The sequence below is a fragment of the Paraburkholderia phytofirmans PsJN genome (assembly GCF_000020125.1).
Lineage (GTDB): Bacteria > Pseudomonadota > Gammaproteobacteria > Burkholderiales > Burkholderiaceae > Paraburkholderia > Paraburkholderia phytofirmans.
The window spans coordinates 1,287,146-1,305,883 of sequence record NC_010676.1; the positions used below are offsets into that span (position 1 = coordinate 1,287,146).

20 protein-coding genes are annotated in these 18,738 nt (G+C 59.6%); 5 read left to right on the forward strand and 15 right to left on the reverse strand.

Annotation, left to right across the window (positions count from 1 at the left end; all coding sequences use genetic code 11):
* Nucleotides 1–56: 56 nt before the first annotated feature.
* Both BPHYT_RS25450 and BPHYT_RS25455 read right to left on the reverse strand, forming a co-directional pair.
* Entirely contained in the window at nt 57–1,346 is a 1,290-nt protein-coding gene (locus BPHYT_RS25450; protein WP_012426992.1) for an MFS transporter, read from the reverse strand.
* A gap of 47 nt (nt 1,347–1,393) precedes the next feature.
* Nucleotides 1,394–2,821, reverse strand: coding sequence for a M20 family metallopeptidase (locus BPHYT_RS25455; RefSeq protein ID WP_012426993.1), 1,428 nt, complete (start codon nt 2,819–2,821; stop codon nt 1,394–1,396).
* Between the two features lie 134 nt (nt 2,822–2,955).
* On the opposite strand from BPHYT_RS25455, the gene BPHYT_RS25460 reads away from it, so the two are divergent.
* Nucleotides 2,956–3,852: a LysR family transcriptional regulator gene (locus BPHYT_RS25460; RefSeq protein ID WP_012426994.1), complete on the forward strand. Its 897-nt coding sequence runs from the start codon at nt 2,956–2,958 to the stop codon at nt 3,850–3,852.
* Nucleotides 3,853–4,237: 385 nt separating this feature from the next.
* Here the strand turns inward: BPHYT_RS25460 and BPHYT_RS25465 are convergent, their stop codons facing one another.
* The gene (locus BPHYT_RS25465; protein WP_012426995.1) at nt 4,238–5,326 is read right to left on the reverse strand and encodes an alkene reductase; all 1,089 of its coding nucleotides are present in this window, start codon (nt 5,324–5,326) and stop codon (nt 4,238–4,240) included.
* Between the two features lie 26 nt (nt 5,327–5,352).
* Nucleotides 5,353–5,889: a carboxymuconolactone decarboxylase family protein gene (locus tag BPHYT_RS25470; RefSeq protein ID WP_012426996.1), complete on the reverse strand. Its 537-nt coding sequence runs from the start codon at nt 5,887–5,889 to the stop codon at nt 5,353–5,355.
* Between the two features lie 115 nt (nt 5,890–6,004).
* Here BPHYT_RS25470 and BPHYT_RS25475 point away from each other — a divergent pair, with 115 nt between their 5' ends.
* The gene (locus BPHYT_RS25475; protein ID WP_012426997.1) at nt 6,005–6,919 is read left to right on the forward strand and encodes a LysR family transcriptional regulator; all 915 of its coding nucleotides are present in this window, start codon (nt 6,005–6,007) and stop codon (nt 6,917–6,919) included.
* Between the two features lie 173 nt (nt 6,920–7,092).
* Here the strand turns inward: BPHYT_RS25475 and BPHYT_RS25480 are convergent, their stop codons facing one another.
* The 8 genes from BPHYT_RS25480 to BPHYT_RS25515 all read right to left on the reverse strand — a co-directional run bounded on the left by BPHYT_RS25480 (nt 7,093) and on the right by BPHYT_RS25515 (nt 12,326).
* A complete protein-coding gene (locus tag BPHYT_RS25480) occupies nt 7,093–7,734 on the reverse strand; it encodes a DUF1109 domain-containing protein (RefSeq protein ID WP_012426998.1) in 642 nt (213 codons plus the stop codon).
* Between the two features lie 91 nt (nt 7,735–7,825).
* A complete protein-coding gene (locus BPHYT_RS25485; RefSeq protein ID WP_012426999.1) occupies nt 7,826–8,605 on the reverse strand; it encodes an HvfC/BufC N-terminal domain-containing protein in 780 nt (259 codons plus the stop codon).
* Nucleotides 8,595–9,518, reverse strand: coding sequence for an MNIO family bufferin maturase (gene bufB / locus BPHYT_RS25490; protein ID WP_012427000.1), 924 nt, complete (start codon nt 9,516–9,518; stop codon nt 8,595–8,597). The genes BPHYT_RS25485 and bufB overlap by 11 nt, the downstream gene beginning before the upstream one ends.
* Nucleotides 9,519–9,550: 32 nt before the next feature.
* On the reverse strand, nt 9,551–9,862 hold the full coding sequence (locus tag BPHYT_RS25495; RefSeq protein ID WP_012427001.1) for a BufA1 family periplasmic bufferin-type metallophore: 312 nt from the start codon (nt 9,860–9,862) through the stop codon (nt 9,551–9,553).
* Between the two features lie 158 nt (nt 9,863–10,020).
* Nucleotides 10,021–10,662, reverse strand: a complete 642-nt coding sequence (locus tag BPHYT_RS25500) for a DUF1109 domain-containing protein (RefSeq protein WP_012427002.1) — start codon at nt 10,660–10,662, stop codon at nt 10,021–10,023.
* Nucleotides 10,659–11,204, reverse strand: coding sequence for a sigma-70 family RNA polymerase sigma factor (locus BPHYT_RS25505; RefSeq protein WP_012427003.1), 546 nt, complete (start codon nt 11,202–11,204; stop codon nt 10,659–10,661). Before BPHYT_RS25505 ends, BPHYT_RS25500 begins: the two co-directional genes overlap by 4 nt.
* Before the next feature lie 16 nt (nt 11,205–11,220).
* On the reverse strand, nt 11,221–11,541 hold the full coding sequence (locus BPHYT_RS25510) for a hypothetical protein (protein ID WP_012427004.1): 321 nt from the start codon (nt 11,539–11,541) through the stop codon (nt 11,221–11,223).
* Between the two features lie 83 nt (nt 11,542–11,624).
* The gene (locus BPHYT_RS25515) at nt 11,625–12,326 is read right to left on the reverse strand and encodes a glutathione S-transferase family protein (protein ID WP_012427005.1); all 702 of its coding nucleotides are present in this window, start codon (nt 12,324–12,326) and stop codon (nt 11,625–11,627) included.
* Between the two features lie 172 nt (nt 12,327–12,498).
* Between BPHYT_RS25515 and BPHYT_RS25520 the strand changes: the two genes are divergently transcribed.
* Complete coding sequence (locus BPHYT_RS25520; protein ID WP_012427006.1) at nt 12,499–13,092, forward strand: TetR/AcrR family transcriptional regulator; 594 nt, start codon at nt 12,499–12,501, stop codon at nt 13,090–13,092.
* 131 nt (nt 13,093–13,223) lie between these two features.
* On the opposite strand, the gene BPHYT_RS37500 is transcribed toward BPHYT_RS25520, so the two are convergent.
* Nucleotides 13,224–13,997 carry a YkgJ family cysteine cluster protein gene (locus BPHYT_RS37500; protein WP_012427007.1) on the reverse strand — a complete coding sequence of 258 codons (774 nt, stop codon included), beginning with the start codon at nt 13,995–13,997 and terminating at the stop codon, nt 13,224–13,226.
* Between the two features lie 289 nt (nt 13,998–14,286).
* Here BPHYT_RS37500 and BPHYT_RS25530 point away from each other — a divergent pair, with 289 nt between their 5' ends.
* Both BPHYT_RS25530 and BPHYT_RS25535 read left to right on the forward strand, forming a co-directional pair.
* Nucleotides 14,287–14,676, forward strand: a complete 390-nt coding sequence (locus tag BPHYT_RS25530) for a thioredoxin family protein (protein WP_012427008.1) — start codon at nt 14,287–14,289, stop codon at nt 14,674–14,676.
* Nucleotides 14,676–15,404: a cytochrome c biogenesis CcdA family protein gene (locus BPHYT_RS25535; protein WP_012427009.1), complete on the forward strand. Its 729-nt coding sequence runs from the start codon at nt 14,676–14,678 to the stop codon at nt 15,402–15,404. The genes BPHYT_RS25530 and BPHYT_RS25535 overlap by 1 nt, the downstream gene beginning before the upstream one ends.
* Before the next feature lie 64 nt (nt 15,405–15,468).
* Here BPHYT_RS25535 and BPHYT_RS25540 read toward each other — a convergent pair whose 3' ends face one another.
* Both BPHYT_RS25540 and BPHYT_RS25545 read right to left on the reverse strand, forming a co-directional pair.
* The gene (locus BPHYT_RS25540) at nt 15,469–16,431 is read right to left on the reverse strand and encodes an HD-GYP domain-containing protein (RefSeq protein WP_238535748.1); all 963 of its coding nucleotides are present in this window, start codon (nt 16,429–16,431) and stop codon (nt 15,469–15,471) included.
* Between the two features lie 158 nt (nt 16,432–16,589).
* Nucleotides 16,590–18,737, reverse strand: coding sequence for a protein-disulfide reductase DsbD family protein (locus tag BPHYT_RS25545; RefSeq protein ID WP_148225148.1), 2,148 nt, complete (start codon nt 18,735–18,737; stop codon nt 16,590–16,592).
* Nucleotide 18,738: the final 1 nt, after the last annotated feature.

Below are 18,738 nucleotides of genomic sequence, written 5' to 3' on the forward strand. Positions count from 1 at the left end.
ATGCTTCTGTCATCGCGGCTAGTATCAGTTGCAAGCGCCAACAGTTCAGGTCCGCATCAGCGCAGATTTAGCGTCGTGCGGCATCGCCACAAGGCAACAAGGCTGATAACGCCGAGCAGCATCAGATAAAAGGCCGGGGCCAGCTTGCTGCCGGTCGCCTGAATCAGCGACGCCACAATCAACGGTGCGAAGCCGCCGAAAATAGTCACGCCAATGTTGTAGCTGATCGCCATGCCGGTCGCCCGTGTTTCGACCGGGAACGTCTCCGCCATCAAAGCGGGCAAGGCCCCGAAATAGACCGCTTTAAGCAATCCGACCCACGCCATCATCGCCATTAGTGCGCCGAGGCCGGCATGCTCGCCGATAACCTTAAAAACTGGGTAGATGGTCAACGTGAAGACGATGCCGGCCCAAGCCATCATGCGCACCCGTCCGACCCGGTCGGAGAGGTGGCCCACAAACGGCGTGACGAACGTGAGAATGGCACCTGTGAGCATCGTCGCCATGAAACCGAAACTCTCGGGAAGATGAAGCTGGCGGACCGCGTAGGTTGGAATGTAAAGGATGACGTAACTGGTTCCGGTCGACAGAACCAGCGTGCCAATGGCGAGGAGCATGCGGCCTTTCTGACGCGCAAACACCGTGCTGACCGGATGCTCTCCCGACTTGGCTTCCTGGAAAATTTGTCCTTCGTGGACGTGCTTGCGCAAATAAAGGCCTACGGGTCCGATCAGGATGCCGAAGAAAAACGGCAAGCGCCAACCCCAGGATTCAAGCGCAGCCGTATCGAGCGTATTCGTCAGTAAGACCCCGAACCCTGCTGCGAGCAGGTAACTCAGGCCTTGGCTTGCAAACTGGAAGCTGGCAATAAAGCCTTTTCGCTCCGGTGCCTGTTCGACCATAAAGGCAGTTGTGCTGCCGAATTCGCCTCCCGCGGAAAACCCCTGGATCATGCGCGCGCACACGACCGCGATCGGCGCCGCGACGCCTATTGTCGCGTAGCCCGGCATCAGGGCTATCACGGCGGTGCCTAACATCATCATGACGATCGACACCATCATGGATGCCTTGCGGCCGCGCCGGTCCGCGTAGGAGCCGAGCACGAGCGCGCCGACCGGCCTGACGAGGTATGAAATACCAAATGTGCCAAGCGTTATCAGGAGCGACACTGTGGAGTTTGAGGCTGGGAAGAATGTCTTGGCGATGATGGTGGCGAAAAAACCATAGATCAGGATATCAAACCATTCAAGTGCATTTCCGATCGAGGCGGCCATGATGATCCAGTAAAAGCTGGAACGCCTGGTTTCAATTGAAACGGTATCAGTCACAGTCGCGGCGGTGTGCATGTGATAGTCCTGGGGATGGGAGGAGTATTCGCTTGAGCAAAAGGGATTCAGGCCATTTCGTCGGTGACGTCCTGCCGTCGGCGTCGACTTCGAACCGTCGCGCCGGTTTCACCGAGATCCCAGAAGAGGCCGGCCATGATCTGCAGCGCTTCGCGCGCCACGCTTGCGAGCAGATGCTCATTCGGCGCGTGCTGGGAGCAGGCGCCATACGAATGGGGAATCCAGATCGTCGGCATGCCCAGAATGTCCATAAAGACGTTATTGGGTATCGAGCCACCGAGATTCGGCAGCAGGTCCGGTTTCTTTCCAGCTGTTTGCCGAAGCGAGTCAAGTGCCCATTCGACCCACGGATCATCCGGCGGCAGGCGTGTCGCGCCCATCTGTTCGCAGATCTCGACCTCAACCATGCTGAAACCAAGCTGGTCGAGGTGGCTTCGCAGGAACGCGGCGATGTTGTCGACGTCGGTGCCCACCACATATCTGAGCTGGCAATGCGCGCGTGCGGTCGGAGGAATGGCGCCGACCGGATTGGCCGGGTTTCCCGTCGTGAACGCCAGCACCTCCAGCGCGTTCCAGCCGTAGACGCGCTCCTGGGCGGTCAGGGACGGTTCGCCCCAGTCAGGGTCGATGGCCGGATCATGGGGTCCACCGTCTACGGCGATATCTTTTAGCGCATGACGTACCGTGTCTGGAATGCCTTGGGGGCGCAACTGCTCGACCAGAATCCGGCCACGCGCGTCGACGATGGACGCAATTGCGTTGGCGAGCACCGTGCCGGGGTTGCGCAGCAGGCCGCCCCAATTGCCGGAGTGGTGGGCGCCGTCGCGCAGGTTGGCCGAAAGGGTGAAATTGATGAGGCCACGCGAGCCGAGAAAAACGCAAGGCGTGCCGGCGTTGGCGCGAGGGCCGTCGGAAGCAATCAAAAGATCGGCAGCAAGCATTTCCTTGTGCTGTTCGCAAATCGCCTGAAGTCCGGGGGACCCCACCTCTTCACCCATTTCGATTAGCAGCTTCGTGTTGAAACCGAGGCGCTGGTTTTTGGCGGTCATGACCTGTTCGAGCGCGGCCAGATTGATCGTATGTTGGCCCTTGTTGTCCGCCGTGCCTCGGCCGTACCAGCGGTCTGCGTCTATGGTGATGTCCCACGGGCGCATCTGGTTCTTCCACTGACCTTCGTATCCGCGCACTACGTCGCCGTGCCCATAGATAAGGACGGTGGGCAGGGCGGGATCTTCGTTACGAGCTGCGAGCAGGAACGGCCCGCCACCCTCGAGCGGGTTCGCCACAATGCGCGTTTCGAAGCCGAGTCGTTCGACCGAAGGGCTCAGTTCGAGGCTCAGATAGTCCTGGAGCAGCGGTTTACGGGAGGCTTCCTGACTCTCGGTTTCCATGCGGACCCTGCGCTGCAGGTCGCGTAGAAAATCACCTGAATCGAAATATGAAATGGCGTTGTCGATCGCTTTATCGCGTGTCATCATGTCTCCGACCAGTAGGCTTGTACGCTGCTTGTAATTGCTTCGATGAACCAAGCGTACGAAGCCAAAAGCCGCACCACAATTGACTTATTTGCGGACTCCCTTTTCCAAAAGCGCAAACCAGCGCATCCTGCATGCACAGCGTCGCTCTTCGTTACTTTCTGGCGGTTGCAAACACCGGCTCGCTAAGCGAAGCGTCTGAGCGATTGCATGTGACGATCTCGGCGATCAGCCGGCAGATCGCAAAGCTGGAAGACGAAGTGGGCTATCCGCTATTCGAGCGGCAACCGCGCGGCATGGCGCTCTCCAAGGCCGGCGAACTTCTGGCCGCTCATGTGCGCAGAACCCTGCTTGAGGGTGAGCAGGTGCTCGATGAGATCAAGGCGCTTGCCTCGTTCGATCGAAGCACGATTCGTATCGCCTCATCGGAGGCATTTGCGCGGGACATGCTGCCGCACGTCGTCGCCCGCTTTCTGGAGAAATCGCCGGGTACGCGCTTCGAGCTGACGGTGACTGCGCCTCAGGACGTAACACTGCGCGTGCGCAACGGCGATGCGGACATCGGCCTGACCTTTAGTGTCGCGCGAGACCCGGAGATTCGCGTCGAATACGCGCGCAGCGCGCCGATCTATGCGTTGATGCAGCGTACCCATGAGCTGGCTGCTCGCAGCAGCGTGTCGCCGGCCGATCTGCAGCCCTTTCCGATTGCGCTACTCGATCGGAGCACGACGATCCGGCAAATGTTCGACGTGACATCCAGTCTTGAAGGCCTGCTGTTCGACCCAGTGTTAACCTGTAATAACTCAAGCACGTTGTGCGTTTTTACGCAGATGTCGGGCGCTGTCTCACTGACGAGCCGGTTTACGGTGCGGGCGCGGCTGGAGCAGGACGGTCTCGTGGCGATTCCGATTGACCATCCCGGTATGACACTGCGCAGCGTACAGATTCAGACATTGTCTGGGCGCATGCTGTCGGCCGTATTGAAAGAGTTCGTTCTGCAGTTGATCGCGCAACTGCAGAACGAATCGTGAGCTGGGTGGCGCCAAGCGTGTCAGCTCGCCCCTTGATGTCGACATCCGTCAATAGCTCTCTCCCCACTTTTCCGTCAGCGAGGCGCGTAAGGCACCTTCGACGGTGCGGATCACCGCAGCGAGTTGCAGCGCCTCGTCTGCGCCGGGACTAGTTGGGCTTGAAGGTCGGTTGCGTGAAGCTGAATCCTCTCTCCGGCGATCGGCGGCATCTTGCGCCCGATTGCGATTCGCCGCGCCCTCATTGCCGAGTGGCCCTGACGGAGCGGCGCTGACGCGACGCGCCATCGCGCCGAAGTTATCGTTACTCGTGCGTACCGTGGCATAGTTGCTGGCGGAATCGCTCGACCCCAAGCGTGCGCGCGAGATTCAAGGAAGTGCCAGTAGATCAGACATGCGCAGACCAATCTGGATAATCTATATAACCGGCTGCGGTGCCACCGTAGAAGGTCTTGGGATCGGGGGCATTGAGCGGCCCCCGATGGCTCAGGCGTTTTGGCAGATCCGGATTCGCGAGGAACAGTCGGCCGTAAGCCACAGCGTCGGCATCACCGCTGGAGACGGCGAGCTCACCCCGTGCGGCATCGTAGCCACCGTTGACGATGTAAATTCCCTTCCATGCACCCCGTAGATACTTGAACAGGGTGGTCAACTGCTCGCGCGCAGGCGTCTCCTCTGGCGCGGCTTCCACGACGTGGAGATAGCCCAGACGAAAACCGTTGAGCATATCGACGACCTGGGAGAATGTTTGTTCGGGATCCTCATCGTCCATATCGTTAAAGGTGCCGCCTGGCGAGATGCGGACACCTACCCGCGTCGGCTCCCATACATCGAGCACCGCCTCGACGACCTCGCGGAGGAAGCGGACGCGTTTCGCAGTCGTACCGCCGTAATCGTCCGTACGAGCATTCGATTTGGACTGGAGGAACTGATCGATCAGGTAGCCATTGGCGGCATGAATCTCTACCCCATCGAAGCCTGCCAGATGGGCATTGGCCGCCGCCTTGCGGAAATCTCCGATGGTCTGGAGGATGTCGGTGGCTGTCATCGCACGAGGCGTGGATACGTCGACGAAACCCGATGCGGTGACTGTCTGGCTCTTGGCCCTGATGGCCGATGGGGCCAATGGCGCGACATTGCCTGGCAACAGGCTGCTGTGAGAGATGCGACCCACATGCCAGAGCTGAAGAAAGATTCGCCCGCCAGCCTGGTGTACGGCCGCGACGATCTTCTTCCACTCCGCGACCTGTTCGTCGGTGTGTATGCCAGGCGTGTTCACATAGCCCTTGCCCATGGGCGAGATCTGGGTGGCCTCCGTCACGATCAATCCTGCCGACGCACGCTGGCTATAGTAGACGGCCGCCATGCTTCCCGGCACTCCGTCTGGCCGGGCACGGTTGCGGGTCAGTGGCGCCATGAAGACGCGGTTCTTGAGTTGAAGCTTGCCCATGGTGAGCGGGTCGTAAAGGGAGCTCATGTGTATGTCTCTCAAGGTTAGCCGGATCAGTCCAATGCCGGGGCTGCAGGAAAATCCACCGGAATCTGGGTGGTGGAATGCAGGTAATTCGTAATAGTCTTGTCGCCAATGGCGACAATGGTGTCCACCAGATTTTCCTTGGTCCAGCTCGCAGCGAAAAACGCCTCCACCACGGCCGGATCGACATGGCCACGGCTTTGGGCGATGCCCCGGGCCAGACGGGCGAGGGCATCGAGCTTACTGTCGAAGCTGGCACGGCCGCGGCGAATTTCGATGATTTGCTCGTCGGAGAACCCGCTCATTTTGCCCACCATGGTGTGAGCCGCGAGGCAGTACTCGCACTCGTTCACTTGACTCACAACGAGGTTGACCACTTCGCGTGCTTTGCCGGAAATCGTGCTCTTGGCGCTTTGCAATGCCATGTAGCTGGCCAGGGCGCTTCCCGAATGCGCCATGGTGGCGAAGAGGTTAGGCACCACACCAAAGCGTCTTTCGAGATTGTCAAAGATCGCCTGGTTGACTGAGCTCACTTCTTGCCGGGTGGGAACGTTGATGGTGGTCACGGTGAATTCCTTTCGGTAGTTGAGATGCGATGACGCACTGTGACTGATTCCTTTTGATTGATATAGAGGGGGTTTCGCACTAACATTTAGTAGTTAATGGAATATATTGACAGACATGGACAAGCTCTCAGCAATGCAAACCTTCGTAAGGGTGGTCGAGTCGAGGAGCTTTTCGGCGGTGGCGGACGAGCTGCACGCCACCCAGAGCGCCATCAGCAAGCAGGTGGCGGCGCTAGAAAGGTCGCTCGGCGCCAACCTATTGGTTAGAACAACGCGTTCGCTCGCTCTGACCGAAGAGGGGGAGCGCTATTTCGTGCAGGCGCGCAGGCTGGTGGCGGAAATTGCCGAGGCGGAATCGGCCCTCAAGACCGGTGAGGAGCAATTGCGCGGCTGGATCCGAGTGGCCGCCCCGGTGGGCTTTGGTCGTTTGAAGCTGATGCCATTGGTGAAGTCGTTTATGGCTGCCCACCCCGATGTCAGAGTCGACCTGCGGCTGCACGACAGCTTTATCGACCTGGTGGACCAGGGAATTGATGTCACGGTCCGTATCGGTGCGCTGGACGACAGCAGGTTAGTTGCGCGGCGCGTTGGCACCTCTCAGCGCATGCTGTTGGCGCACAGCGATTACGTGCGTGCGCTTTCGCCAGGGAGTCACGCCCCCGTCGATCCGGAAGACCTGCTCGCGCACGAATGCATTGTCTATACAGAGATGTCCAACAGCAATTCGTGGACATTTACGGCCGGGGCTGGTGCGTCGGCCACGCGGGGAACCCTTCGCAGTGTTCGTGTTGCGGGGCATATCCAGACCAACAGCAGCGAGGTGCTACGGCTCGCGGTAGTGACAGGAATGGGTATTGGCTACGCGCCCACCTGGCTATTTGAAAATGAGTTGGCAAGCGGGGAAGTTGTACGGCTGATGCCATACTGGGAGTCGCCCCAATCGCCTATTCATCTCGTGAGCCCGCCCGAGCGCAAGCACGCGGCAAAGGTCAGGGCCTTTGTCGAACACGTGTCAACGGCGTTGGCTTGAGTCGGCATGCGGCGGCCTGCCATGCCTGCCATGTGTCAGGTAGCATAAACACGACCGTCGCAAGGTTTGCATCACCATAGGAATGTTAGTTTGGCGAGGGCGATCCCACATCCGCATTTGTCAGGCGAAGGCGAGGGGCGTCACTTCACGTTCAACTTGCTGCTCTTCCCGGACTACCACCTCAAATAGAGCGGACCAATCAGCGCACCGATAGCGGCGGTGATGCTGACGCCCAATACGTACCAGACACCCCAGAACGGTACCGACATCTCTGAACAGTAAAGCGAATATACGAGCAGTCCTTGCGCGCCAGCGAGCAGCCCGGCGCCTGTACCTGACAACATCGGGCGGATGGGAGCGAGTCCCTTCAAGGCGTGCATCACTGCGGCAAGCGATGGTAGAGAGAGCAGAACAATATTCGCCGTGGTGACTCGCCATGTTGTACCTAACATCAGTTGCAGGCGATAACCTGGCGGGGTCGCGAATACGACGAACGTGGCAGCGAGCAACATGATAATGAATGGCAGTGTCACCGCTAACCATGCCAGCCTGACGGGTGCACCGGGCCGTCCAAGCCGTCCGGCGAGGTTCATCGCAGCGATGAGTGTCGTTACCGGAAACGCAAGTCGCACCCAGAACATCGTCGTCAATATCAATGCCGGCATGTCGCTGCGGATGCCGTAAAGTACTACCAGCAAAGCCGCGCTGCTGGCCATGCCAACACTAAGCGCGCGATTGAGCCGCTTCGAAGCAAAATTCGATTCAACCGGTGTCAGGTTGTTAGTTAGCCTTAATATCAGATCTGAAGTTCTCATGTTACCCGACGGAAAACGTCCCAACCTTTTGAAAGCGGATACGCGATGCAATACCGGCACCGTCTGCCGGGCAAACGGTCCGACGTCCTGGTCAATCTCCGTGCCGGATGCCGGTGAATGCGCCGGCTGAAAGCATCCCTTCCAGGTTGCCGTGGATGTCGAAGGAGGGCGCCTCCTGAAACGCCGCCGCGACCGCTTCGCCCAGTGACGCGCCTTCGAGGAGACGCGTCAGGAAGGCCGCACCGCCAGCCGGCAGGCGCGATACCAGCACCTCACGTTCGGGCCGCGTCACGAGTGCGTCCTCCGCTTCGCTTGAGCGCAGCGGCCTAACGGGGCCGTCGTTCCGGTTCATCGCAAAGATGGCCACGGCGGGATAGCGTGATCGAACCACTCGCGTGGCGGGGTGCGGCGTGAAACGGACTTCAGCGAGGGACGCCGGTTCGATCCCGGCTAGCGCCTCGGCAGCGAGCACAGGCAGGTCGGCTGCGTGATACGCATCCAGCCAAGCCCGCTCGATGCACGCGATATCCGCAAGCCAGGGCATCTCGCGCGCATATTCGTAGGAATCAATGAACGCGGGAAAGTCCCGTCCGTACTCGAACAGCAGCGGCGAAGTGGGAGGCGTCGCGCGGAGATGGAAACGGGCCATCGCCCTGAAGAAGTCGGCGCCGGTGATGCGCTGGATAGCGGGATAGACCGCCGCCAGCGCCTCGATGAGGCTGACCGTGACGTTGTTGCGATAAACGTTGTAGCGCTTGACCACACCCTTGCCCGGCGCGGCGGTGACGTCTTCTGGCGCGGTGATCGATGGGTCCGTCAAACCCGGTGCAAACGCGGCGGCGTGGCCGCCCGAAAGATGTTCAGCCTGCATGGCTGACCTCCTCGGCGAGTGACACGTCTTCTTCAGCCGTGATGTGCCGCGCGGAAAGTGCCTGAGCCCGCAGCACCGGCCATGCGGGAAGCTTGCTATCCCATTCGATCAGCGTGGGCGTTGGCCCGATTCGCGCAACGAGATCCCGATAGAGATGCCAGACGGGATCGGAGATGGCGCAATCGTGGCTATCAATGAGCAGCAGTTCGTTTTCGTCGTCGCGCTGCTCGCTATGTCCGGCCAGGTGTATTTCGCCCACCTGTTCAAGCGGTAATCCTTCAAGATACGCCTCGGCGGAAAAGCCGTGATTGGTCGCGGAAACGAACACGTTATTAAGGTCCAGCAACAGGCCGCAACCGGTGTGTTGAACGACTGCGCGGATAAATTCGGTTTCGCTCAATGTCGAGGACGCGAACGCGACATAGGTCGACGGGTTCTCAAGAAGGAGGGGACGTTTGATCGCGTCCTGGACCTGGCTGATGTGTTCGCACACGTGCTCAAGCGTTGCTTTCGTGTACGGCAACGGCAGGAGATCATTGAAGAATGTGCCGCCGTGCGACGACCACGCGAGGTGCTCAGACACCAGCACGGGTTCGTAGCGCGTCACCAGATCGCGAAAGCGCGAGAGGTGCGTGAGGTCCAGCGCCCCAGGTCCGCCGATCGACATGCACACGCCGTGAAGGGAGATCGGATAGGCCTCGCGAATCGCCGCAAGTGCCCGGTGGGGCGGACCACCGGCGCCCATATAGTTCTCGGCGTGAACTTCGAAGAAGCCATCCTTCAGGCCATCCGCGAGAATCGAGCTCAGGTGTTCATGTTTGAAACTGGTTCCGACAGGCGCCTGAGCGCGACGCGTCACGCCATTCGAACAGCCAGGCTCGCAAACCGCCGTTGTCCTTGAGGTATCGTTCATGGCCGCTTCCGTTCATCAAGCCGTTGGCCGGTTCAGGACTTTAGCGGCGTGAGCGAGCCATGGCCACCGCCCGGCACTTCGATACTCGTGCAGGTGCCGCCTTGAACGAACTTCCACGAGTTGCCCTGGAAGTCCATTGCTGAGGTTCCCTGGCACGTCGTGCCGGGGCCGGCGGCGCAATCGTTCTGCCCCTTCAGTGCGACGCCGTAGCACTTTTCCTTGTGAGCCGCGATGGCTGCGCCTTCTTCCGCTTTTGTGAGCGGTGCTGCGTGTGCGACTGATGCAAGCAGGCTCGCAACAACGCCGGCGAGCAGGGTGGCGCTAACAGTGGCTTTTGTGGACATCGCATTTCTCCAGAGATTAGAAGGTATCCGTGATGGATACGTCATCTAATTCGTGGGTCACAGACGTCTGGTTACAGGGGCGTTTTGTTTTTTTGCCTGTGGTGGTCGACATCAGCCATTTGACCAGGCGACTGCAGTGCATATTGTCGCAGCGTTGTTCACCAACGAAGGAGTGTGGGACCAAGCACCGCGCCGAGCGCGGCTGGGAGCAACATACCAGCCATATACCAGACGCTCCAGAACGCTGGACTCATCTCAGGGCAATGAAAGCAGTACGCGACTGTGGCGATCGAACTCGCGAGCAGTCCGGAGGCAGCGCCGGCAAGCCGGAGCCTCGTGGGTGCCAAACCTTTGCCGGCCCAGAATACGGCGATGAAGCCTGGAATGGCGAGCAGAAGAATATTGAACGGACACGACCGCCACGAGTGCCCGAGTATCGCAGGCAGCCGCTCTTCCGGCGCCGCGGTGACGACGATCGTTATTGCAGCGATCCAGACGACTAGCACCGGTGTCGCCATGATGGGCCACGCGGCTTTAACCTTGGTACCGGGGCGCGCCAGCCGAACGGTCGCAATCAGGGCACCAATTGCGAGGCATAGCGGCAACGCGAGCTTCTCCCAGAAGATCGGGGTTTTGACGACGACCGCCAGATCGGGGCGAACGCCAAACACAGCAGCCATCAACGCCGTTGCGCCAAGCATGGCGATAGGCAGTGAGATGCCGAAACGACGGGCTGCGGTGCCTCTTCGCACAGGTGTTATGCCGGTCGAGAGCAATCCGACAAGATCATCTGTTCTCATGCAATTCTCCGGACGTGTGCGGCCAGAGCCTTGAGTCCCCTATGGATACTGACCTTGACAGCCGATTCCGATAGCCCTGTCAACTGGGCGGCTTCCGCAACCGAAAGTCCCTGCAACTTGACGTGCAGGATCGAGAGCCTCTGTTTGTCGGGCAGATGACCCAGTAGTTTCCCGACATCACGACGGGCATCCGCCGGCTCGTCGTCGCATTCGGCGAAAATGTCGTCGTGCTCGTCAAGCGGTTCGTGCAACGACTCGCGTCGGGCGCGGGTCCGGAAGAAATCCATCAGCTTATAACGCGCGATCGCGTGGACCCACGCGGTGAGAGGTTCATCCGGGCGGTAGGTATGACGCGCATTATGCACGGCAAGCAGGATTTCCTGAACGAGATCCTCGACGTCGTCGTGGAGTTGTGGAATCCGCTTTCGAAGGTAACCCCGCAGGTGACGCGTCAGTTCGGACAGGAACAAGCGATAGTCGGATGCGTTGCCCGCGAGGCCCGCAACAAGCAATGTTTTCAGACGCTGCTCTGCGGAATACACGGTTCTGACTCCCGGGTCAAAGAGCAGAGTGGTCCCGAACAGCTTTCTCAAGCACGGCTTTCATGCCGGCAAAGCGTCGGTCGAGCGCAGCAGGGTTGCTGGGATTCAGTGCGATCATTTGCGTGCGAGTCTCACCGCCCCGGATGACCTCGAAGGCTTTTTGTTCAAGCCCGGAGCAGATCGCATCGGCAACAGCTATTGCCGGTTCACGTACGAAACCCAGTTCGGCCCCGGCTCGTGAACTCTGCATCATGGGTGTCTCCTTCGCCTGGGCGAGTGCCAGGCCAATGCCGCTGGAGCCGCCCGTAGTCAACCCCCGCCTGTTGCTGATTTCCATTCCTCGCGTTCCTTGTCTGGTCTGATTCTTCGGAGCTATGGATCGCCTATCGCAGGGGATGAATTCCCCTGCGCTTCTGTACGTCATGCGGCTGGGTAGTTGGACGGGAAGAGGGCGTGCCGGGCTTGCTCATCCATCTCCTGCTTGAATGCGTGGCCGGTTCCGACCGCTCTTGCGCGAATCGCAGCCGGGCGGGCGTCGATTTCAGTGAACCAGCGCTTGAGATTGGCGAATGGCGCCAACGGATCATCAGTGCCCGGCCGGACGAAAGCGGCGCGTGCTATCCAACCCCACGCGGACATGTCGGCGATCGTATAGGTTTCTCCGACGAGATACTCGCGGCCCGCGAGCTGCTCGTCGAGTACGCGATAGTGCCGCTCCGCTTCACGGCGGAACCGGTTGATCGCATACGGCAGTTTCTCCGGTGCCGCGTGCTGGAAATGTACCGACTGACCCGAGAACGGTCCGACACCTGAACTGACGAAGAAGAGCCAGGAGAGCAGTTCGGGGCGATCAGTTGCGGCGCCGAGATACTGTCCAGTCTTCTCGGCCAGATAAAGCAGAATGGCACTGGAATCGAACACCCTCGTTTCCCTCCCGCCCGGCCCGGCCCTGTCGACGATGGCGGGAACTTTGCCGTTCGGGTTGACTTTGAGGAAAGCGTCGAGGTGCTGTTCGCCCTTCTTGGTGTCGACGGGCCGAAGTTCATACTCGAGGCCCGTTTCTTCAAGCATCAGGGCAACCTTTGCAGGGTCGGGTGTAGGGTGAAAATAAAAGTCGATCATGAGCTTACCGTGCGTTGCGTTCAGACCGCCTGATGCGTGCGTGATGGCTTTCGTTGGACCCCAGAAAGTGCTATCGCATCAGGTCATTTTAGATCAGTTGATTTAGAATATCGTAACGTGTGTGACGTTGCAATGCCGACCGGCAAAACGTTACGCGATGTGAGGAGTTAACATGGCCCGACCACGGGAATTTGATGAAAATGCAGTCCTTGATGCGGCCGCCCACCAGTTCTGGATCTATGGCTATACAGCTACTTCCGTCCGGGATCTCGCGCAGGGGATGGGAATTACGGGGGCAAGCCTGTTCAACGCGTTCGGGGACAAACGGTCGCTGTTTGAACGAGCACTGGCGCATTACATTGAAAGAAGCTTCGGAGACCGGGTATCGAGATTCGAGCGTAGCCTGCCGCCGTTGGAAGCCATCAAGGCATTCTTCCGGGAGATTGTCGAGCGGTCGGTCCGCGACAGGGACCGTAAGGGATGCCTGCTGGTAAATTCGGCGCTTGAGGTTGCACCACACGACGCCGATTTTCAGGCGATGATCGCAAACGTACTGGTGGAGGTCGAAGCGTTTTTCCGGCGTTGTGTGAACGCGGGCCAGCAGACCGGCGAGATTTCCAGTGCGCAGCCCGCCGATGATCTTGCCCGGTTACTGCTCGGGGTGCATCTGGGCATACGGGTGCTTGCCCGCACAAGGCCGCAGCGTGCTCTGCTGGAGGGCGTTGTACGGCCGGCGCTGGCGCTTCTCGAGCCCAACATCGACTGAGCGGTGGGCATGGGCGGACATGGCGTTTCCACCGCTTGCGGCGAAGATTTGCGGCGCATGGCATCGCACATTCGCAGATTCGCGCATCCAAGGGCTAGCCTGCTGCCCTTCGGAATCCAACGGGACGGACGCTAATTCGCTTCAAAGAGCGGGATGTAGCCCTCAGTCGGCAATAGAGCTGCGTGCATTTCCGAATGAGCGCCCACCGAATTGAGGGTGTCTACAGTAGTGCGTCGATTTGACAGAATACGCCACGGCACCGCTTGCGTAGCAGGCGCAGCAGGATCCAGCGCTCTGCATAACTCATCAAGCATTGTACGAGGAGGTAGCGTGTACGTCACAAACCCCTCATTGGCCAAAGATGCGGTACGAAAACCAGCATTTCCACACAGCCGCTCCTTCACAGGAACATCACGAACGGCTGCCTCACGGGAGTTCTGGATCAGATCCGCCGTGATGGAATCCACGATTCGACTGCCTTTGATGAATGAGGGTCTGTCGGCGGCCCACGCCTCAGGCGGGCAAGCCTTGTGTGCCGGCATAAGTTCGATGAAAGGATTGACTTCAGCCGGATAGATTCTGCAGACGTTGGGCCTTGCCTCGTATGCGCCACATCGCATATCGGGTTGCAGGTGCGGGCAGGCGCCGTCGAAGGCGGCAGCGACGGTCACCATCACACGGATCGGAAGCTCACCGCTTTCGGCGGCAAACGACCGCACTCGCCTGTGTTGCACCTGGCCATCGTCCGTCGATGGTTCGACGGGCCACGGCATCGCTTCGCAAAGAACCTGGACATCTCCGCCACGTTCCAGCCAGCGTATGGCTTCGTTGACGCTCAGGGGCAGACGAAGATTGTGACAACAATCGCCGCACATCGTGCATGCGAAGTTTAAATCCGTGGTCATGTCGATCTCGGGTTTCAGAAAGCGAAATACAGGTACACACAAAGGGAAACGAAAGACTGCCTAACCTCGGTTGCAGTCGATCCTTTGCTAGTTCGATCTGAAACCCGTTTCGGTTACATCCGAACGTGAAAATGGCCTCTGCGTCACCGGACGCGTCTGGGTCCGTCGAGAGCTACGGACGGGGGCAGCAGATTTGTGCCGCGCTGTAACCGAGATTGCCGAATATCCGAACTAGGATTGGAGCATTGACTGTTTCCCCTCTTTTCCCAACCGCCAAAAGGGTCTAATCATGAACCGGATACGATTCGTTAAACACATCGTAGGTGCAGCGTTGCTGGCGGCGTCAGCCGCCGCGTTCGCGGGTGAAATGCCATTTACTCAGGCAAGCTTCGATCAGACCGTCTCATCGGGTCGGCCGGCGGTTGTCTATCTGCATGCCAGTTGGTGTCCAACATGTCGGGTTCAAAAGCCGATCGTCGACCATCTGTCTGCCGATCCCAAACTGAAGCAGGTGACGATTTTCATCGCAGACTATGATGCGGAAACGAAACTGAAAAGAGAACTCAAGGTAACCCAGCAGTCGACCTTCGTTGTCTTCAAGGATGGCCACGAAGTGGCGCGTTCGACGGGGCAGACCCAGGAGGCCACCATCCGGGCCGTGTTTGAACAGGCTCTGTGATGCAATTCACCGCTGCAACGTATGGGTTAAGTCTCGTCGCCGGGTCGGCATCGGTGCTGTCTCCCTGTGTCCTTCCGCTGCTCCCGATACTCGCGACGTCAGCATTAGCTAAACATCGATTCGGCGTCATCGCGCTGGCAGCCGGCCTGGCCATTTCGTTTGCGGGCGTCGGCATATTTCTCGCCACGCTTGGAGCGTCAGCGGGACTGGACCCTGAGATTCTTCGACGCTGGGCTGCGAGCCTGATGCTGTTCTTCGGTCTTGTCATGTTATCGGGCACGCTTCAAAGGGCTTTTTCGCGGCTCAGTTCTGTCATCGGTGCAAAGGGCCAGCAGGCGCTCGACGATGTGAAAGGAAACGGATTGCTCGGGCAGGCGATGATCGGGCTGTTGCTGGGGTTCGTCTGGACCCCCTGCGTCGGCCCGACGCTGGGTGCGGCAACGTCGCTGGCGGCACAAGGTCAGGACCTCGGCCATATTGCCATCGTGATGGCGCTGTTCGGTTTGGGTGCGGCGCTGCCGCTCGTTTTGCTCGGAACGATCTCGAGAGTTTCGCTCACGAAGGTGCGCGGCACGCTTGCCGCGTGGGGCAAGACGGCCCGCTGGACGCTCGGTGCCCTTTTCGTTGTCATGGGAACGATCGTCATCACCGGCGTCGACCGTCAGTTGGAAACCCTTCTCCTGTCCGTCAGTCCAGCCTGGCTCACTACTCTGACAACATCCCTATGAGAACGGGTCTGCGGCACGTCGGCGCAGGGAGCTACTGTCCGCATGACTCGCCAGGCAAGCGGTGTCATGACAAGGTGTGTAGCTGCCCCGTAACGCGCGCAATGAGTGCCAGGTCTGGTGAGGGAGCCAAGTCGGCGGCACTCGCCTTGTTTCCCGTCGGCAGCATCGTGGAGAACATGCCTTTGAATCGGTAGCCTGCTGTGCAGGCTGGACAATATACTTCGGTATCCTTGAGTGTATCCGACCTGACGACCACAGTTGGACCGCACGTCTGGCAATACTGGAGGGGTATTCCTTCATCGCTATGGCCTGCGATGTGGTACAGGTTGAGGCTCCCACCCAGTGTCAGAAACATTTCTCCATATTCGCGATTGAACTGCGTGCCGAGATTGTCGCGTACGACAGCAAAGGCATCGTCAATCGGCATTGCCTTACGGTACGGGCGTGTACTGGTCATGGCGTCAAAGGCGTCGCAGATGCCGATGATTGCGGCCATGGGGGTGATCTCATTGCCAGCGAGGCCTAACGGATAAGCCTTGCCGTCGGGTCGCTCGTGGTGGGCGTAAACTGCGTCAGCGATGCGTTCGCCGAAAGGGTGCTTCGCAAGCAGTCGTTTGCCGACTTCAGGGTGCGTTCTGATGACGGCATACTCCGCAGCGGTCAAACGCTCTGTTTTGAGCAAGACCGAATCGGGAACGGCGATTTTGCCCAGATCATGCAGGAATCCACCCACCGAGACGTTCGCCGCATCGCGATCCGAAAGACCAATCTGTCGTGCCAGCAGACTCGCGTAACGGGAGACTCGCCACAAATGTCCGCCGGTGTAGGGGTCTCGGGCCTCTACCACCCACGCAAGTGCGAGCAGACTATCAAGAAGCGGTCGATCCACACTGTGTGCGGATTCCGCCTGGCCGAACAGACGTGAAGCGAGGCTGAGCATCGTTTTTAGAGTCATGGTCACAATGGAAGCATTTCTCAGGGACATTTCTGGCAAACGGGAAGCCGCTGCAAACGACGGACTGTCCATTTTGTTTTGTGCGGTCGACGTGTTATGCCAGTGCGACCTCGCCCCTTGAATTCGTTCAGAAAGTGCTTCGGGTTACACGGAAGAGGGTATTTATTTGCGACGGCAATGCGGTCCAAACCGAGTACTGACCTGCGCTCATCTGAAGAAATTGTGTCATGTCATCCGGCGGATGAATTGCTTTTCGCTGTTCTGGCGGGCGTGGCGTTGTCGAGCGCATGGAAGAGCGTCGAAGTTTGCAAGATCTCAGGCAGCAATTGCCCTTGTGGCATGCGAGGCCCATATACCACGTCGAGCGGAATGCCGAAACGACCGAAACGCTGGATGTAGGCGAGCACTCCGGGGTTATACCGGCTCCAGTCGGCTCGCATGCGCACGATATTGTCCTGTCTGAGCCGGGTGCGCACGGCAGCCGTGTCCAGAACGGATAGCTCATTGACCTTGCAGGTGAGACACCAGCTTGCCGTTACGTCGACAAGCACAGTCTTGCCGCTCGCGACCAGCGCGCTGATTGCATTCGGATCGAACGCTTGCCATTCGGTCGGCGGAGCGCTTCGGTCTCCTGTGCCGAAAGGGGGGAGCGAGGAAATTGCAATGGCGCAGCACGCGAGGAGCGCAGTCGCTGCGCCTGACCATCGCGCGGTCCGCAGGCTTCCCCATCGGGTCTCGGCGGCCCGCACGGCAAGCATGGCAATCAGCACGATACTGACGAGTGACGCGACGGCCATCCCCGCAATATTCCACAACGACGCAATCAGCCAGATAGAGGTCGTGAGCAGCAGCAGGCCCATGATCTTGCGCAACTGGATCATCCACTGGCCGGGGCGCGGAAGCCGCGTCGCGAGCGACGGCGCCAGTACCAATGTCAGGAAGGGAAGTGCCATTCCTACCCCGAGCGCGAGAAGCACCGCCGTAATCTCGAGCGGCCTACGTGCCAATGCAAAGCCGACCACGGTGCCGACGAGCGGAGCCGAGCACGGTGTGGCAAGAAGCGTAGAAAGCATGCCGCCGAGGAACGCCTCGACAAGCGGCCCCCGATTGGTTGCACCGCTCGCACCTCCGGAAAGGAATGGCGGAAGACCGATCGGGAGCCAGTCAAAGAAGCTTGCCGCAAACAGCGTCGTGACGACGGCCATGCCTGCGAGGAACCACGGTTGCTGGAACTGTATGCCCCATCCAAGCGACGCACCCGCGAGTTTGAGGATGGACAGCACGGCGGCAAGCAATCCGAACGAAGTGACGATTCCCAGGGCCGTTGCGAGCGCCACCCGCCTTGCCGTTTTGCGTCCGGTGCTTGCGGCTTTCACTACCGAGAAAACCTTGATTGAAAGAACGGGCAACACGCATGGCATGAAGTTCAGAATCAGGCCGCCAAGCAGCGCCAAGCCCAGAATGACGACGATGCCGTGACCGTCGTCTCCCGTGGGGACGACTGATGCGGTCATGAATTCGGCCGCTCTGGATCCGTCCACCACCGTCAGGCGCAGCGGCTCTTTCGCTGCAGCGGCAGGCGGCAATTCGACTTCCAGTGCAGCCCGGTGGCCGTGGTTTGAGAGGTGTACGTGTGGCGCTGCGGGCAGACCGGCCTCGGCTCCTTCGACGAACAGGTCGGGCGACAGAAACGGGGTGCCCTCGCTGCGCAGATCGACCTTCAGGCGCCGGCCGGCGGAGGTTTGCTCCAGCGTGCTATGCACCACGCCGATTCCGGCCTCTGCGGGCGTCTGCGGCACCCTTTGCGCCGCTGCGGCGATAGCTGCGGCTTCGCTTGATGGTCCGTCCATGCCCGGCGGCAAGGTGAGCGCCACCTCCGCATGTTCGGGCACGCAAACATTCGCGCAACTCGCATAGTCGAGCGTCAGCGCAATGCGGGTCGCCTCGTGCGGATGGTCCAGCTTAAGGCTCACCGGCAGAATCAGATCGCCCGTATAGACACTGTTTTGCAGACCCGAGATAACGAGGCGGGACGGCGCCGGCCAGGACACGGATGCCGATGCGACATTCCGGGACCGGGACCAGTCGAAAATCGGCGCGATGCCGGCATCGCCAGGGGTGCGCCAGTAACCATGCCAGCCGTTCGGATAGCGAAATTCGACGCCTATCTGCAGCGTGTTCCCGGCTACGCCGTCGGTTGCCGTGATGATGCGCACACTGGCGCGCTGATCGCCGGCCCAGTTCGAGGACGCCGCACGAGCCTCGAACGATGGAGCAAGAAGAAGCGTTGCGACGAGGACGAAGAAGGCGCCAACACGAGTGAATCGGGGCATCGCTTGCTCCTCATCGAGAAGATTGTAAGTACATCGGGTTTTCACA